This is a genomic window from Bacillus sp. 1A, assembly GCF_052682215.1.
Genome location: NZ_JBQYLZ010000001.1, coordinates 2,217,280 through 2,232,568, shown reverse-complemented (window position 1 = coordinate 2,232,568; position 15,289 = coordinate 2,217,280). Strand labels below are relative to the sequence as shown.

Genomic DNA, 15,289 nt, shown 5'->3' with positions numbered 1-15,289 from the left:
AAATACTTTTTACAAGAGAGAGGGGAATCACAAATATGAAATGGATTATCGCCTTTATCGGAATGATCATATGGGGATACATAAATGGATTTTTTAATAGTGATAAAACCGCTAATCCTTGGATTACAGATGATGAACGTGAAACAAAAATTAAACAGAAAGCAATTATTGCAAGCTGGTCTGGTGTTTTCATGTTTTGTATCATTAACCTCTTAAACAAATGGTTAGGTTTAGGAACGAGTAATACATCACCTTACTTACCATCTTCTGTCGCAACTATTTTAAAAGAAAATGTAGAGTTACAAGTTTTACTTATGCTATTTATTACGTATGGCATATTTTACGTATACTATCGAAGAAAATTAAGCGCTTAACTTTTATCTCATGATTATCCTCCTAAATGGTTATAGTAATTAGGACGAAATGAAAGGAGCGATATAAAAATGAGTAACTCGAATGACTTTTTAGATACACTACATGAAAAACAAGCAAAAGATGAACAAAATAGAAAGCGTCAAGGAAACGGAAACCCCGCGAAAAAAAAGCCAAATAAAACACATAAATAACAATAAAAAACCTGCCTAAAATTATCTTTTAGGCAGGTTTTTTATTCTTCTTTTACCGAGATGACATTTTCCCAGTTCCATTTCTCATAATACCATTCTGGTACATCTATATTTTCAATCCACTTCTTTTCCTGTTTTCCATCACTACTGGAAAGCCATACATTGGCTTTCTTACGGTCTGAACGTATCCATATTAATTGATTGTTCTTCTTCATAAAGATGGGATGATAGTCACCTTGCTTATGGGGTGGCTTTGTGATTTGATGTTGTTCGTCGCTTGTACTATCGATCTCATATAAGGATGGCAGTGGCCTTTTTTCTGGCGGAGTTTCTATCCCTGCCTCTTTTGCTCGTGAAACGATCATTACTTTATCGTTCTTCCATACAAAATCCCAATCGACATATCCTTTCGGCGTAAAGGTGTTCTGCTGAAGTGCCGGCAGCTCTTTTACTTTTAAATGTTTATTCTCTAACGCAACTCTTCCGCTTCCTTCAATATAAGCTAAAATATTCTTGGATGGCGCCCATTTGAACCATTGTGTGTTTAATAACATTTGATCTACCTTTTCAAAGCGACTGCCATCTGCTCGAACTAAGCAAAGCGTATTACTATCAGCTGACCACGAAGCTGTCGGTACCGCTAAAAATGAAATCCACCTTTGATCCGGTGACCACTCAAACCCACTTGCAACTAGCGCTAGAAAATCATCATGTTCATTTGGTAATGCATACAAATGCTTCATTTTGTGAGGATTCATATGTGCATCTATTTGCACTTCATATAGCTGAGCTCCTGTCCATCCTGTTGGAAGTAAGTGTGCTTCAGAAGATACAAGAAACTTCTTTCCATCAGGGTACCATGCATAATCACCTACACCAGCTGACACATTTTCAAAATCTGTATTCTTATTTTTGACATCAAACGTATTTAATGTATTTGCAAATACAAATGCAATTATATTCTCTTTCGGTGACCATTGATAATTCGATACCTCAGATTGCAATGGCCTAACTTTTTTTCCATCTTCCAGTCGGCACAACTCCAAGGTGTTTTGCTTCTTTCCTTTAGCATAAGAAATCCATTCTCCATCATGAGACCATTTCGGCCCTGTTATGTACTCGCCTTTTGTTATTTGTTTTTCTTTTCCATCAATTTTAACCCAAAGATCATGATGACGAATAAAAGCAACCTTCACCCCATTATGTTCCGCACGAGTACTAAACATTGAAGATAAAAAAATAAACAAAACCACACTACTACTCACGATAATTTTTTTCATACGTCCCTCCATTTTCTTATAGCATTCCTCATATTCCACTTACTATATGCGAATTTCACTCCGCATTGATTGGCAGTTACTGCACAATTGTTGTGGATTTATGCACAGTGGAGGATGGGCTTCCCCCGCTGTGTATGAGCCATTCGACATAATCCCAAAAAATTTCCCAAATTTTTTTAATTCAAAGAGGATTGGTATGAATTATGTCGAAAGTATAGTTTAGCCAACATTCGATTTTATATTTCAGAACAAAAATGTAAGATAACTTTTCGGAATATTGTCACTTTTTATTAGGGGGAGTTTCAATGAAAAAAACTACATCTGCACTATTAAGTATGGCGCTTGTCTTTTCTAGTTTTGGAGCTTTAAGCGCGCATGCTGAATCGCTGCAAAAGGAGAAGCAATTTAGTCCACAGTTAAAAGCGAATATTGAGCAATGGGGAGAAAACAAAATCGCGCAAAATGTTGAAACAAAAACATCAAAAGAAATTTCAGTCATTGTAGAATTGCATCATGCTCCGCTCGCTTCACAAAGTAACATTCAGCATGCTCCAGATTTAAAAAATGGAAGTGTGCAATCATACCATGCACTACTAAAAAAGGCGCAAGAGGATACAACAAAGAAAATTAAAGAAAAAGCACCAAAAGCAAAGATAAAAGAAACATATAGCACGTTATTTTCTGGATTCTCTATTTCTATCCCAGGAGATCAAATTGCTGCTTTAGCTTCTTTACCCGAAGTAAAAGCTGTTTATCCGAACTTAACATATAAATTGCATGAAACAGCAAAAAGCGCTACTAAAGAAGAAGCGCCAAATATTGGCGGACCGACAATCGGTGCACCTGAAGCATGGAATTTAAAAGATCCATCTGGCAAACCGCTTGATGGAAAAGGTATGAAAGTCGCTATTATTGATTCTGGCGTAGACTATACACACCCCGACTTACAAGCAAACTATATCGGTGGATACGATACAGTCGATGAGGATAACGATCCGATGGATGGTAACGTACACGGTACTCATGTAGCTGGTATTATTGCTGGTAACGGAAAAATTAAAGGCGTTGCTCCGAATGCTTCTATACTCGCTTACCGTGTCATGAACGATGGTGGAACTGGTACGACCGATGATATTATCCAAGGTATTGAGCGCGCTATTCAAGATGGTGCTGACGTTTTAAATTTATCTCTCGGTCAAGATTTGAATGTCCCTGATCAACCTGTAACAATGACGTTAGAACGCGCAGCAAAGCTTGGTGTTACTGCAGTTGTTTCAAATGGAAATGATGGACCAAAACCTTGGTCTGTTGATGCTCCTGGTAACGCAAGTAGTGTCATCTCTGTTGGCGCATCGACTGTTTCTATTCCATTCCCAACATTCCAAGTAGCTGGTTCTAATAAATCTTACCAAGGATTACCGTTATCAAAAGCAGATTTCCAAGTAGAAAACGATGCTCAGCTTGTCTATGTTGGCTACGGTAATTCAAGCGATTACGCTAAACAAGATGTGAAAGGGAAGTTTGCCCTCGTTTTACAAGGAACTTCGAGCACGTTAGTAAAAGCAGAACAAGCGAAACAAGCTGGAGCTATCGGGGTGCTACTAATTTCTAATGAAAAAGAAATTAATATTATGCCTGAATATTTTGGCCGTGAAGAGATAGCTCTTCCAGTTATGCAACTATCAAATACAAATGGTGAAGAGTTGAAAAATTTAATTACAAAAAGAAAGAAAAATATAAAAATTGGACAACCGAACAAAACAGAACTTATTGGTAACTTTAGTTCCAGAGGACCATCACAAGGAAGTTGGCTCATAAAACCTGATGTTGTTGCACCTGGCGTACAAATTACTAGTACGGTACCAAGGGGTGGCTATGAATCTCACAACGGAACAAGTATGGCTGCGCCACAAGTAGCAGGAGCCGTTGCCTTACTACGTCAAATGCATCCTGATTGGACGACAGAACAATTGAAATCTGCTCTTGCCAACACTGCAAAAACATTAAAGGATGTCAATGAAAATACATATCCTGTTATGGCACAAGGATCAGGTTTAATTAACATTCCGAAAGCAGCTCAAACGGATGCGTTAGTGAAACCGAACAATGTAAGTTTCGGTCTTATTAAACCGAATAGCGGCAAAGTGAAACTAACACAAAATATTACGTTACAAAATCTTTCTAGTAAAAAGAAAAGCTTTTCAACTCGTGTAGAATTACTAGATGCAAACACAAAAACAAAAGTAAAAACTTCTGTTCCTTCATCGATTAGCGCACAGCCAAATAGTAATACGGAAAAGCCATTTACTATCACTGTCGATAGCTCACTACCACAAGGTGTGTATACTGGGAATCTGTATGTAAAAGAGCAAGGGAAAACTGAAGAAATGCGTATTCCATTTACATTTAGTATCGACCCTAAAGATTATAAACGTATCGACGGTCTCGAAATTATTAATTCTACTTTTAGTCCAAACGGCGATAACATATTAGATGATAATCTCATCAACTACTATTTAGTTGCTCCAGTCGAAGATGTAACGTTACACGCTAACTTAGTTACAAAAGAACGTGTGACATACCAAGGAATGATTTATCAAGGAAAAAATGAAACAGCAGGTTATAAACCTTTCAAATGGAATGGTACAAAAATAGATGGATCACCACTAGCGGATGGTCTATATCAAATTGAAGCTGTTGCTTCTAATTCAGGCGGAGAAACGAAACAAACAGCGGCTGTATTTATTGACCGAACTGCACCGAAATTAACACATGAAGTTGATCAAGAAAATCTCGTAATTAGAGGAAAAGTTGACGATATCCTACTAGATTGGATGACAGAATCTGGTTGGGTTGCACCTGGTATTCCAGTGAGAATGCAATATGAAATTAATGGAAATGGTATGTGGGAAAGTGCGTTCTTGAATCCTTGGGAGAAAAGTTATGATATTTATTTCGATCGTAACCAATTACAACAAGGAAAAAATACTATTCATATTGTAGCAACTGATGCAGCTGGAAATACATCTAATTTAAATGTTGACTTAGAAGTGAAATGAAGTAAAACTTTAATCAGCCCTCACCAATCGGACGTTTACGGACAGTAAAGCTTCCATCTAACTTCTTTGCTCCGGCCGAATTTTGAGGTAGAAGTTTTACTGCCCACAAATAGCGGGATAAAATTATTGTTGACAATCTTTTAAAAATAGTTTTATAATACGAAACATAGTTTAGTTGAACGAATTATATATCGGCTTTGAAGGAATACTAGTAGCGACTTATATCCCTGTCTCAGAGAACTGATGGTTGGTGCGAATCAGTACATATACAAGCGTGAATTACAATTCTGGAGCTTCTTTCCCGTAGTGCACATAATGCATGAAGAGAAAGACGGATCTTTCCGTTATCTTAAAGTGAGTGGTAAACAATTTTTCTGTTTACAATTAGGGTGGTACCGCGATTTTTATCGTCCCTATCGGATTTTCCGATAGGGGCTTTTTTGCGTCCGTCCCTTTGCACAATTTCATATATACGCGTTGAAAGAATCGCAGTAATATCTTATATCCCTGTTACAGAGAGCTAATGGTCGGTGGAAATTAGCACATATATAAGTATGAATTACAATTCTGGAGCTTCTTTTTCGTAGTGCTTGTACGCATGAAGGAAAAGACGGAGTTTTTCCGTTATCATTAATTGAGATGTAAGTATGTTTTCACTTACAAATAGGGTGGTACCGCGATTCTTTCGCCCCTATCGGATTTTCCGATAGGGGCTTTTTCTATTTCTCACAGAAACAAATGTTAAATAATTCCGAATCTTATGATAAAATTTTATAAGCGCTTACAATTTTGAAAGGTGGTGGTTCCAGCTATACCCAACCAATATTCAACTTTATAGAAAACAAGGAGGATGTCTAAATGACAAAGAAAACAGAAATTCCATCGCATTTAAAACCATTCGTATCCACGCAGCATTATGATCAATATACACCGGTGAATCACGCTGTTTGGCGTTACATTATGAGACAAAATCATAGTTTCTTAAAAGACGTTGCTCATCCAGCCTATGTGAACGGACTACAATCATCTGGTATAAATATAGATGCAATTCCAAAGGTAGAAGAAATGAATGACTGTTTAGCACCAAGCGGATGGGGAGCTGTAACAATTGATGGACTTATTCCCGGCGTAGCATTCTTTGATTTCCAAGGACACGGATTACTACCAATCGCAACAGATATTCGCAAAGTAGAAAATATCGAGTATACACCAGCTCCAGATATCGTACACGAAGCAGCAGGACACGCACCTATTTTACTGGATCCTACATATGCGAAGTATGTGAAACGCTTTGGACAAATTGGTGCGAAAGCTTTCTCTACAAAAGAAGAACATGATGCTTTTGAAGCTGTTCGTACATTAACAATCGTAAAAGAAAGCCCTACTTCTACTCCTGACGAAGTTGCCGCTGCTGAAAATACTGTAATTGAAAAACAAAAATTAGTTTCTGGTTTATCAGAAGCTGAACAAATTTCACGTCTTTTCTGGTGGACAGTAGAATATGGGTTAATCGGAAATATAGATGCTCCAAAAATATATGGTGCTGGTCTCCTTTCTTCTGTTGGCGAAAGCAAACATTGCTTAACAGACGCTGTAGAAAAGGTTCCATTCTCTATCGAGGCATGTACAGGTACAACTTATGACGTAACAAAAATGCAACCACAACTATTTGTTTGTGAATCATTTGAAGAATTAACCGAAGCACTTGAAAAGTTTTCTGAAACAATGGCCTTTAAAACTGGTGGAAAAGAAGGTTTAGAAAAAGCGATTCGCTCTGAAAACTATGCAACTGCGGAACTAACTAGTGGATTACAGATTACAGGTACATTCAGCGAGACAATTGAAAACGATGCAGGTAAAGTGATTTACATGCGAACAAATTCGCCAACTGCATTAGCAATTCATAATAAACAACTAGCGAATCATTCTACCTCTGTACACAGTGACGGCTTTGGAACACCAATTGGATTACTCACTGAAAATATTGCATTAGAAAATTGTACAGATGAACAACTACAATCATTAGGAATTACAATTGGAAATATTGCTGAGTTTACTTTTGCAAGTGGTATTCATGTAAAAGGAAAAGTAACAGATATTATAAAAAATGATAAGAAAATTGCTCTTATTTCCTTTATCGATTGCACAGTTACTTATAACGCCCGCGTATTATTTGATGCTTCATGGGGCGCATTTGATATGGCTGTTGGCTCACAAATCATTTCAGTATTCCCAGGAGCAGCAGATGCAGCATCATTTTTCCCAATTGATGAAGAAACAGAGGAAACTCCAGCACCTCTTGCATTAACTGAGCTGGATCGTATGTATCAAACAGTTCGTGATATTCGAGGTGGAGGTATTTTACACGACGCACATGTCGATCAATTAGTAGCAATTCAAGAGGTATTAAATAAATTTTATCCGAAAGAATGGCTGCTTCGCCTTGAAATATTAGAATTACTTTTAGAGCATAACAAAGGACACGAAACATCAGCAGCATTATTACAACAACTTTCTACTTTCACAACTGACGAAGCTGTAACACGCCTTATTAACAATGGTCTTGCACTACTGCATGTAAAGGATGTGAAAAATGATGCTACGATTAACTGAAGAAGAAGTTCAAGGGGAATTATTAAAGGTGGATAAATGGATGATAAAAGATGAAAAATGGATTGAACGAAAATATATGTTTTCCGACTACTTAAAAGGAGTCGAATTTGTCTCTGAAGCCGCCAAACTATCAGAAGAACGTAATCACCATCCATTTATCCTTATCCAGTATAAAGCAGTCATTATTACTTTGTCATCTTGGAATGCAAAAGGTTTAACGAAACTAGATTTTGAGCTTGCAAAGCAGTTTGATGAACTATTTTTACGAAACGAAAAAGCAATTATAAGAAAGTAAAAAAAGAGAAGCCTTTTTTAGGCTTCTCCTTTAATTTTGAAATGGATACAATGTCCAAATGGATCCTGGGCTTGTAATATTCCATCTTTGTACGTAGCAATCTTGCCAATATTTTTTAAGCTTTCACATACTTGCTCTTTTTGTTTTTCATCTGCTAGTACAATTGTGAAATATTTCAAGCCAACAGAATTTGGCATTTGCGGCGGTATTCCTTCACCTTGCCACGTATTTAAACCGATATGGTGATGATAGCCACCTGCCGATACGAACAACGCGCCATTACGAGCTGGGATTGTTACTTCAAAACCAAGACCATCCACATAGAAACGTTTCGCTTCTTCCAAATCAGCTACATGGAAATGAATATGCCCCATCACAGTACCAGCTGGAAAACCATTCCACGCAATTCCTTGCTGCAATAATTCTTCACCAGCTAACGGGTTACTAACAAATGGTAGTTCTCCATTCTCATCACGCCAAACTTCTTTTTGGCGATCATGATAAATTTCAATCCCGTTTCCATCTGGATCAGCTAAATAAAGGGCCTCACTAAAGTAATGGTCGGCTCCGCCGTGCAGTGGATATACCATTTCTACAAGATGACGAAGAATATTCGCTAAATCCTGTCTACTTGGTAGTAAAATTGCGTAATGATATAACCCCGTTCTCCCTCTTTGCTTTGGTAAAGCTTCTTTCTTTTCTTCAATGATAAGGAGTGGTTCATTATTTTCATTCCCAAATGTAACGACCATTTCATCTTCTTTTAGTACTTTCATACTTAGTACTTCTGTATAAAACTCTAGTGATTTCTTTATATTTGATACATATAAATGAACAACATCAAGTGTTGTATCGGGATGAAGTTGAAAACTCATCTTGTTAGCCCCCCATTTAATTTAGTTCTTCTTTGACATTTTCTCTTTTAAGAAATTATCTACAAAACCGTCTGCTTTCGCAACAAATAAGTACGCACCCATTGCTAACAATGCAAGTTCTAATTCGAAGCCAGGATTTTTTCCATCTCCTAATAAACCAGCTGACCATTTTACTTTTACAATTGCTCCAACCATTACAAGTGCAAATAATAATCCAATATATCTTACACCTAAACCTAGAATTAACAATATACCACCAACTACTTCCGCTGTTGCTACACCGTATGCAAGACCTCCTGGTAAACCAATGCTTGTAAACCACCCTGCAATATTGTCAATCCCCGATTGGAATTTTGTTAAACCGTGCATAAAGAATGTTACCCCTAACACGATACGAATAATTAAGTTACCGATATGTTGATTCATTTCATTCTCTCCTTTATAGTTTTCTTATACAAAACTTTTATTTACATTACAAAACATACACTAATTTTTTTTATTCGTCAATTCATTTTCACTGGGAAAAAATATATTTTTTTTGCTATGATACAAATAGTTGTTTACAAAAAGGAGCTTGATTTTATGAATATTGGTTCTGCAATACGTGAAATTCGTCAACGTAGAGGCATAACAATCGCACAAATTTGTGAGGGAACAGGTCTTTCTAAAGGATTTATGAGTCAGGTTGAAAATAATAAAACATCACCATCTATCTCAACTTTAGAAACAATCTCCAATTTTTTAAACGTTCCCCTTCCCTATTTATTATTAGAACAAAAAGATCGGTTGAAAGTTGTCAAAAAGGTAGAGCGTAAATACAGTGTATACGGAAAAGATGAACAAAGAATTGAACATGTTGCAGAGCAAGGTGGCCTCCGCCTAAACCTCGTGGAAATTCCTGCTGGGTTTCCGAAAGAAAATATACCAAATGCCCATGAAGGGGAAGAATGTCACCTTGTATTACGCGGAAAACTAGAAGTTCAACATGGAGAAGATATTGCAATAGTAGAAGAAGGTGATTCTTTCTCCTGGAATGCATGTGTTCCTCATATCGTTCGTAATATAGGGGAAGAAACTGCATTATTACTCATCTCTAGTCATGCAGAAAATCGAAAACGTGTTTATTAAATAAAAAAGAAGCCTGTAAATCAGGCTTCTTTTTTATCCCCTTATAACGCCATAACTTGTCCCAACTAGTACAGTCTTTTCATGTTGATTGCGATAAACTGACTCGATTGAAACCTTTTTATATCCTTCCATCTGTTCAATATTTGTTAAAGTTAATTCACAAGTGATCGTATCTCCTGTAAAAACCGGTCTAATAAACTCACTTACTAATTCTCTTGCTATGTAATGTAATTCTTCTCCTACTTTCGTTCCAATACTAGCAGTTAATAAACCATGAACCATTAAACGTCCTTTTTCATCATATTCCATATGATGCCTACCTTTATCTCCTGTAATATTTGCAAATTCAAAAACCTCTTCCTCAGTAAATCTTCTTTCGTATTTAAATACATCCCCAACTTTTACATTCATTTTTATCCCCCGTTTAATAAACAGAATTTTCTTTTATTTTACCATAAAATGAGTCTCAGTTCAGTTTATATTATTAAAATAGCGATCCTTTTTCTACACTATCTTACTTTTATCGGTGCCCATCTTTTTTTGCTACTTGATACCCGTAGTACGCACATGTTCCATTTCTCGATAACTCTCTCACCTCAAAACCACAACTTCTATAAAAATCAAAATTATTCGCAGATGTATGTGCAAACCAGTCTCCATGTGGCAACTTTTGCAAACAAAGAGCGACAAGTTTCTTACCTAATCCCTTCCCTCTATATTCACATTTCACAACTAAATTTACTATGTTCGCGATCATGATTCCATCAGAAATGACTCTAACCATCGCAATCATCTCTTCTTCATCCCAAATTGTGAATGCCCATGTTGAATTTTCAAATGCTATCGTGAATTTTTCAATTTGCCAAGAAGGGATATTATCATTACTCCAACCAGCATCTTCGAATAAAGTTTTAATTGCATATGCTGGCACACCATTCGTTCCCTCACGAATAATAAGGCCATTATGATAAATATACATGTAATCCCCCCTTTATTTTTATATACCATTCTTCAAAAGATGCAATTTACCTTTTTTCATCCAACGCGTTTAATGGAATAAACAAGAACGTCCATCCCATGAAATGAAGTTGTTTTCTCATAACTAAGCCCTGTTTTTCTAGCAACAAAGATTGAGGCGGGGTGATCCGGATTAATAAGAGAAATTAATTTATTCATTCGTAACGCTTGGAAACCATAGTCTCGAAATGCTGCCGCAGCTTCTTTCGCATACCCTTTTCCCCAATACTGAGGTAATAACCAATAACCAATTTCAATTTCTTCTTTTCCATCTATCTGCTGCTTTACTAACCCTGCATGACCAATTCGTATTCCCGTTTCCTTTTCAATCAATACAAATAAACCAAAACCGTTTTTATAGCTAGGAATCACCCACTCCTCCAAACTTTTTTTACATTGCATATATGTTTTTAACGTCCCATTTCCAATATAGCGCATTACCTTCTCATTTCCCCATAGCGAAGCATAGAACTGCAAATCATCCATTGTATATTTGCGAATTTGTAAACGATCTGTATGAAACATCTCTGCGCTCCTTCCCGCGAATTTGTACTTAACTACACGATCATGTTTTGTATGTATACTAAATGTTACTATCTATTATAAATGAACCAAGAATAAAATACAGAATATTCAATCCCTCAAGAATCTAAAAAAGGCAGTAGACAAATATTGTCTACTGCATCCATATCATAACTAGCATAAAGAAAACTACAATTGAGGGGGGTGTAGGATTTTCAAATATACTAGATACTTATCCCGTTCTAACGGGCGGTAAACTTTTCAATTATATGAAAGTGAAAAGTTTACCGCACATAAGAACCTTTGCGGTCATTAAGAGAGCGCCGTTAAGTACTCCAATACACGCTGTGCTTTTTCTCCACCCATTCGTGCATGTTGAAGAAGAGAAATACCATGTGGACCCGATGCACACAATGCCTCTGGTTGTGCTACTAAAATAGCTTGTACAACTTCTAATTCTCCAAGCATCGCGGCCGCGAAAATGTCCATTCGAGCACCCTTTTCTAATAAATAGAGAGCAATATCTTTACGACCTACATGTGCCGCCGCTCCTAACGCACTTTCCCAATCTGATCCGCCCCAATTGTAAGAGGCATGAAGTAAGCTTGGCGATTCAGCCAACAGTTCTTGTACTTTTTCTAAATCTCCGTGAGCTGCCATAACAAATTCTCTTACTAACTCAGTGGTAATACATTCTTCTGTTCGCATCTTGCTCCTCCTTTTTTAGAAATTCGTTTTGGTGTGAAAAATGGCTTGTCACTTCCTTGAAAAATATCTACCTCTATGCCGAACACACGTTGAAACATTTCATGACATAACACTTCTTCTGGTATACCGTCATACTGAAGCTGCCCTCGCTTTAATACGAGTAAACGATCACTATATTGAGCCGCTTGGTTAATATCATGTAAAACCATTACAATTGTCATGCCAAACTCCTCGTTTAACCGTTTCACAAGTTCCATTACTTCCAACTGATGAACGATATCTAAAAAGGTTGTTGGCTCATCTAATAATAAGACATTTGTACGTTGTGCTAGCGTCATTGCAATCCAGGCACGTTGTCTTTCTCCTCCTGATAAAGATTGTAAAAGACGATATTCATACCCTTCAAGATTTGTAACAGACAATGCCCAATCAACAATTTCTTCATCGTCTTTATTTAAGCGACCTCTCCATGATTTATGAGGTCCCCTTCCAAATTCGATTAATTCTTTCACTGTTAAATCTAATTGATGATCATGCATTTGTGGTAACATCGCTAATTGCTTCGCTACATCGGCACTTTTCATCGTATGAATACTTTTTCCATCTAAAATGATATCCCCTTCGCTTTGTTTAAGTAGTCTTGCCATTAAACGAAGCAAAGTAGATTTCCCCGACCCATTCGGTCCAATTAAACTAACGACCTCTTCAGCTTTAATATGTACATTCATATTTTGCATTTGAAATCTTTCAGAATGTGCGTAAAACACTTTATTAACGGAAATCACGCTGTTTCCCCCCTCTATGAATTAAATATAAGAAGAACGGACCGCCTAAGAAGGATAATAAAATACCGACAGGCAATTCAATTGGATCGAACCAACTTCGAGCTATCGCATCCGCGAAAACAAGTAATATCCCTCCGCCAAGGCATGATAATGGCAGTAAATATTTATAGTCATTTCCAACTAATAAACGTAACATATGTGGTACAACAAGACCGACAAATCCAATAAGACCAGAAATACTAACTGCAATTCCAGCTAATAGTGTACTTACTACTATTAAATAAAACCGGCTTCTCTCCACGTTATGACCTAATAATTTCGCCATTTCATCTCCAAGCATTAATACTCGAATATGCTTTATACCAAAGAAGGCTAATATAATAGCGAATAGTGCATAATAAATAATCATGTTTAAATGTGCCCAACTTACACCACCAATGCCACCTGCTAACCAGGGTAACACCGATTGTACTTTGTCACTATGTAATAACATTAACGCTGACGTCGCTGCACCAATTAATGCATTGATTGATACACCTACTAAGACAATCCTTGAAGGCGGCGCCCCTTTTTGCCATGATAAAGCATAAATGACCATCGCCGTTATGAAAGCTCCTATAAACGCCCCGAGCGGTAAAAATGCCATATGCTGAGGGAATAAAATCATAATTACAATTGCTACAAGGCCTGCTCCAGATGAAACCCCGATAATACCAGGGTCTGCAAGAGGATTTCTCATAACCCCTTGCAGCAGTGCACCAGATGCTGCTAAACATGTTCCTACTATAAATCCAACGAGCACTCTCGGTATACGAAGGTCCCATACAATTCGATGAACCGTCGAACCTTCATCTTGTATCCCTGTTAAAATTTCTCGTAAAGAAAAGGATAGGCTTCCTGCGAAAAGACCGTAAAAAAGACCTAGAATCGTTAATACAACTAAAGTAACTGCTATTATCCATCTTTTTTTCGCAAAAGGATGTTCCTTTTCCCTTACTACTTCACTACTTTCCATACGTATCATTTCCTTACATCTTGTATACTTTTATACATAAAGTCCATTGCTTCTGTAACTTTTGTTCCAGGATTTGATCCAAATAAGTCTGGTGGCAAAATAACTACACGATTTTGTTTTACTGCATCTAAATTTTTCCACGCTTCATTTTTCATCATTTCGCCTTCAAATGCTTTTTTAACGCTATTTGGATCTCCATGTGTAATTAAATAAATCACATCTGGATTTGCCTCAATAATACGTTCTACACTTAGCTGCGCATATTGCGGATATTCCTTCATTTCCGGAAAATCAGCTGCAATATTTTTTCCGCCTGTTTTTTCTAAAATATTACCTGATAAAGATGTTGGTAATGCTGCTAAATAAGTACCTGGTGCTCCGTATACTAACAGTGCTTTCACATCACTCTTTTTCTCATATGTCTTCATTTGATCATTAATTTTTTGATTAAGTTCTTTTGCTTTATCTTCTTTCTTCATTATCGTTCCATATAGTTCAATATTCTTTTGAATATCTTGTACAGAATTCGCAGAAGAAATCATTACTTTCGTTCCTTGTCCTTCAACCGTTGGAACATTCTTTTGAAACCCATTGTTAGCAATAAGTACATCCGGTTTTAAACTAGCGATTTGCTCAAAATTCGGTTGATGTGCATTCCCGATTACTTGTACTTTCTTTAAATCCTCTGGAAGAGTTATTTTTGCATCCGGACGACCTACTATTTTTCCGCCTAAAGCATGAATAATATTCATGTCCCCCATACTTAATGTTGCAAAACTCTCTGGCACTTTATCGAATGTTACCTTTCTTCCTGATAGGTCGGTAACTTCGATTTTCTCTTTTCCTTTTTCTGTTTTTGTTGCAGATGCTTTTTCGTCTCCCTTTGCATTGCAACCTATTAACAAGAAAAAAATAGATAAAATCGCTGTGAATAGCGTAATAGATTTTTTCATTCTTCCACCTCTAACTGATAATGATAATCATTAACTACTACTCTACTTTAATTGATAAGGATTATCATTGTCAATATAAACCGCATACATTTTTTACAAAAACAAAAAGCACTACAAAAAGATTCGTTCTTTTCGTAGTGCTCTATTTCATAATATTACTCACATTCGTTTCCCTCTAACTGTTCTCGCATCATTTTCACACGCTGAAAGAAAAAGAATGATAAACTTAAAAATATAACGGTACTCCCCATCATAACAAAAGATTGTATTGCTTCTTTTGCTCCATTCGGAATCAATAAGCCAACCATTAACAATGTACTTACAGCGAGAAGGATTTGTCCGAACCGAGTATAATCTTTTATTTTTCCTTGTAATTCTTTCATTATATTCTCACTCCTCTATTTCACTGTATCATATTCTATTAAACTTAAAGACCAGTAAATACAACCATTCTGGGAGATGTTTTCCAAATG

The 15,289-nt window shown here is 36.7% G+C and carries 17 protein-coding genes and 2 other annotated features; of the genes, 6 read left to right on the top strand and 11 right to left on the bottom strand.

Translation table 11 applies throughout. The features are described 5' to 3' along the window. Positions 1–35: 35 nt before the first annotated feature. Both ACUN0F_RS11230 and ACUN0F_RS11225 read left to right on the top strand, forming a co-directional pair. Positions 36–374 carry a hypothetical protein gene (locus ACUN0F_RS11230; RefSeq protein WP_000871130.1) on the top strand — a complete coding sequence of 113 codons (339 nt, stop codon included), beginning with the start codon at positions 36–38 and terminating at the stop codon, positions 372–374. Positions 375–443: 69 nt separating this feature from the next. Continuing rightward, positions 444–566, top strand: coding sequence for a DUF4023 domain-containing protein (locus ACUN0F_RS11225; protein ID WP_000071861.1), 123 nt, complete (start codon positions 444–446; stop codon positions 564–566). Positions 567–607: 41 nt separating this feature from the next. Here ACUN0F_RS11225 and ACUN0F_RS11220 read toward each other — a convergent pair whose 3' ends face one another. Then, positions 608–1,846 carry a TolB family protein gene (locus ACUN0F_RS11220; RefSeq protein WP_264462036.1) on the bottom strand — a complete coding sequence of 413 codons (1,239 nt, stop codon included), beginning with the start codon at positions 1,844–1,846 and terminating at the stop codon, positions 608–610. Positions 1,847–2,151: 305 nt separating this feature from the next. Between ACUN0F_RS11220 and ACUN0F_RS11215 the strand changes: the two genes are divergently transcribed. The 3 genes from ACUN0F_RS11215 to ACUN0F_RS11205 all read left to right on the top strand — a co-directional run bounded on the left by ACUN0F_RS11215 (position 2,152) and on the right by ACUN0F_RS11205 (position 7,813). Then, entirely contained in the window at positions 2,152–4,905 is a 2,754-nt protein-coding gene (locus tag ACUN0F_RS11215; RefSeq protein WP_445539502.1) for a S8 family serine peptidase, read from the top strand. Between the two features lie 188 nt (positions 4,906–5,093). Beyond that, positions 5,094–5,323: a binding site (T-box leader), on the top strand. 50 nt (positions 5,324–5,373) lie between these two features. Continuing rightward, positions 5,374–5,601, top strand: a binding site (T-box leader). A gap of 162 nt (positions 5,602–5,763) precedes the next feature. After that, positions 5,764–7,518: an aromatic amino acid hydroxylase gene (locus tag ACUN0F_RS11210; protein ID WP_264462038.1), complete on the top strand. Its 1,755-nt coding sequence runs from the start codon at positions 5,764–5,766 to the stop codon at positions 7,516–7,518. After that, positions 7,499–7,813 (top strand): 4a-hydroxytetrahydrobiopterin dehydratase, encoded by a 315-nt coding sequence (locus tag ACUN0F_RS11205; RefSeq protein WP_000979549.1) that lies wholly within the window; start codon positions 7,499–7,501, stop codon positions 7,811–7,813. The genes ACUN0F_RS11210 and ACUN0F_RS11205 overlap by 20 nt, the downstream gene beginning before the upstream one ends. Positions 7,814–7,830: 17 nt before the next feature. On the opposite strand, the gene ACUN0F_RS11200 is transcribed toward ACUN0F_RS11205, so the two are convergent. Both ACUN0F_RS11200 and ACUN0F_RS11195 read right to left on the bottom strand, forming a co-directional pair. After that, a complete protein-coding gene (locus tag ACUN0F_RS11200) occupies positions 7,831–8,688 on the bottom strand; it encodes a VOC family protein (RefSeq protein ID WP_000009823.1) in 858 nt (285 codons plus the stop codon). A gap of 21 nt (positions 8,689–8,709) precedes the next feature. Then, positions 8,710–9,114, bottom strand: a complete 405-nt coding sequence (locus ACUN0F_RS11195; RefSeq protein ID WP_001071550.1) for a DoxX family protein — start codon at positions 9,112–9,114, stop codon at positions 8,710–8,712. A 156-nt stretch (positions 9,115–9,270) separates the two neighbouring features. On the opposite strand from ACUN0F_RS11195, the gene ACUN0F_RS11190 reads away from it, so the two are divergent. Next, on the top strand, positions 9,271–9,816 hold the full coding sequence (locus ACUN0F_RS11190; protein WP_001020697.1) for a helix-turn-helix domain-containing protein: 546 nt from the start codon (positions 9,271–9,273) through the stop codon (positions 9,814–9,816). A gap of 33 nt (positions 9,817–9,849) precedes the next feature. Here the strand turns inward: ACUN0F_RS11190 and ACUN0F_RS11185 are convergent, their stop codons facing one another. The 8 genes from ACUN0F_RS11185 to ACUN0F_RS11150 form a co-directional block, all read right to left on the bottom strand. Beyond that, a complete protein-coding gene (locus ACUN0F_RS11185) occupies positions 9,850–10,227 on the bottom strand; it encodes a MaoC/PaaZ C-terminal domain-containing protein (protein WP_001101451.1) in 378 nt (125 codons plus the stop codon). A 109-nt stretch (positions 10,228–10,336) separates the two neighbouring features. Beyond that, positions 10,337–10,795 (bottom strand): GNAT family N-acetyltransferase, encoded by a 459-nt coding sequence (locus ACUN0F_RS11180; RefSeq protein ID WP_000276111.1) that lies wholly within the window; start codon positions 10,793–10,795, stop codon positions 10,337–10,339. A gap of 56 nt (positions 10,796–10,851) precedes the next feature. Then, complete coding sequence (locus ACUN0F_RS11175; protein WP_264462076.1) at positions 10,852–11,430, bottom strand: GNAT family N-acetyltransferase; 579 nt, start codon at positions 11,428–11,430, stop codon at positions 10,852–10,854. Between the two features lie 237 nt (positions 11,431–11,667). Further along, positions 11,668–12,063: an ankyrin repeat domain-containing protein gene (locus ACUN0F_RS11170; protein WP_033662762.1), complete on the bottom strand. Its 396-nt coding sequence runs from the start codon at positions 12,061–12,063 to the stop codon at positions 11,668–11,670. Next, the gene (locus tag ACUN0F_RS11165; protein ID WP_445539501.1) at positions 12,030–12,848 is read right to left on the bottom strand and encodes an ABC transporter ATP-binding protein; all 819 of its coding nucleotides are present in this window, start codon (positions 12,846–12,848) and stop codon (positions 12,030–12,032) included. Before ACUN0F_RS11165 ends, ACUN0F_RS11170 begins: the two co-directional genes overlap by 34 nt. Beyond that, positions 12,835–13,863 carry a FecCD family ABC transporter permease gene (locus ACUN0F_RS11160; protein ID WP_445539500.1) on the bottom strand — a complete coding sequence of 343 codons (1,029 nt, stop codon included), beginning with the start codon at positions 13,861–13,863 and terminating at the stop codon, positions 12,835–12,837. Before ACUN0F_RS11160 ends, ACUN0F_RS11165 begins: the two co-directional genes overlap by 14 nt. A gap of 5 nt (positions 13,864–13,868) precedes the next feature. Next, a complete protein-coding gene (locus tag ACUN0F_RS11155; RefSeq protein WP_088082372.1) occupies positions 13,869–14,816 on the bottom strand; it encodes an ABC transporter substrate-binding protein in 948 nt (315 codons plus the stop codon). Positions 14,817–14,971: 155 nt separating this feature from the next. Further along, positions 14,972–15,199, bottom strand: coding sequence for a YrhC family protein (locus ACUN0F_RS11150; RefSeq protein ID WP_445539499.1), 228 nt, complete (start codon positions 15,197–15,199; stop codon positions 14,972–14,974). Between the last annotated feature and the right edge of the window lie 90 nt (positions 15,200–15,289).

Excerpts from the sequence above, each read along its gene's own strand:
- ACUN0F_RS11230 (WP_000871130.1), top strand. The coding sequence starts at position 36 with ATGAAATGGATTATCGCCTTTATCGGAATGATCATATGGGGATACATA.
- ACUN0F_RS11225 (WP_000071861.1), top strand. The coding sequence starts at position 444 with ATGAGTAACTCGAATGACTTTTTAGATACACTACATGAAAAACAAGCA.
- ACUN0F_RS11220 (WP_264462036.1), bottom strand. The coding sequence starts at position 1,846 with ATGAAAAAAATTATCGTGAGTAGTAGTGTGGTTTTGTTTATTTTTTTA.
- ACUN0F_RS11215 (WP_445539502.1), top strand. The coding sequence starts at position 2,152 with ATGAAAAAAACTACATCTGCACTATTAAGTATGGCGCTTGTCTTTTCT.
- ACUN0F_RS11210 (WP_264462038.1), top strand. The coding sequence starts at position 5,764 with ATGACAAAGAAAACAGAAATTCCATCGCATTTAAAACCATTCGTATCC.
- ACUN0F_RS11205 (WP_000979549.1), top strand. The coding sequence starts at position 7,499 with ATGATGCTACGATTAACTGAAGAAGAAGTTCAAGGGGAATTATTAAAG.
- ACUN0F_RS11200 (WP_000009823.1), bottom strand. The coding sequence starts at position 8,688 with ATGAGTTTTCAACTTCATCCCGATACAACACTTGATGTTGTTCATTTA.
- ACUN0F_RS11195 (WP_001071550.1), bottom strand. The coding sequence starts at position 9,114 with ATGAATCAACATATCGGTAACTTAATTATTCGTATCGTGTTAGGGGTA.
- ACUN0F_RS11190 (WP_001020697.1), top strand. The coding sequence starts at position 9,271 with ATGAATATTGGTTCTGCAATACGTGAAATTCGTCAACGTAGAGGCATA.
- ACUN0F_RS11185 (WP_001101451.1), bottom strand. The coding sequence starts at position 10,227 with ATGAATGTAAAAGTTGGGGATGTATTTAAATACGAAAGAAGATTTACT.
- ACUN0F_RS11180 (WP_000276111.1), bottom strand. The coding sequence starts at position 10,795 with ATGTATATTTATCATAATGGCCTTATTATTCGTGAGGGAACGAATGGT.
- ACUN0F_RS11170 (WP_033662762.1), bottom strand. The coding sequence starts at position 12,063 with ATGCGAACAGAAGAATGTATTACCACTGAGTTAGTAAGAGAATTTGTT.
- ACUN0F_RS11160 (WP_445539500.1), bottom strand. The coding sequence starts at position 13,863 with ATGGAAAGTAGTGAAGTAGTAAGGGAAAAGGAACATCCTTTTGCGAAA.
- ACUN0F_RS11155 (WP_088082372.1), bottom strand. The coding sequence starts at position 14,816 with ATGAAAAAATCTATTACGCTATTCACAGCGATTTTATCTATTTTTTTC.
- ACUN0F_RS11150 (WP_445539499.1), bottom strand. The coding sequence starts at position 15,199 with ATGAAAGAATTACAAGGAAAAATAAAAGATTATACTCGGTTCGGACAA.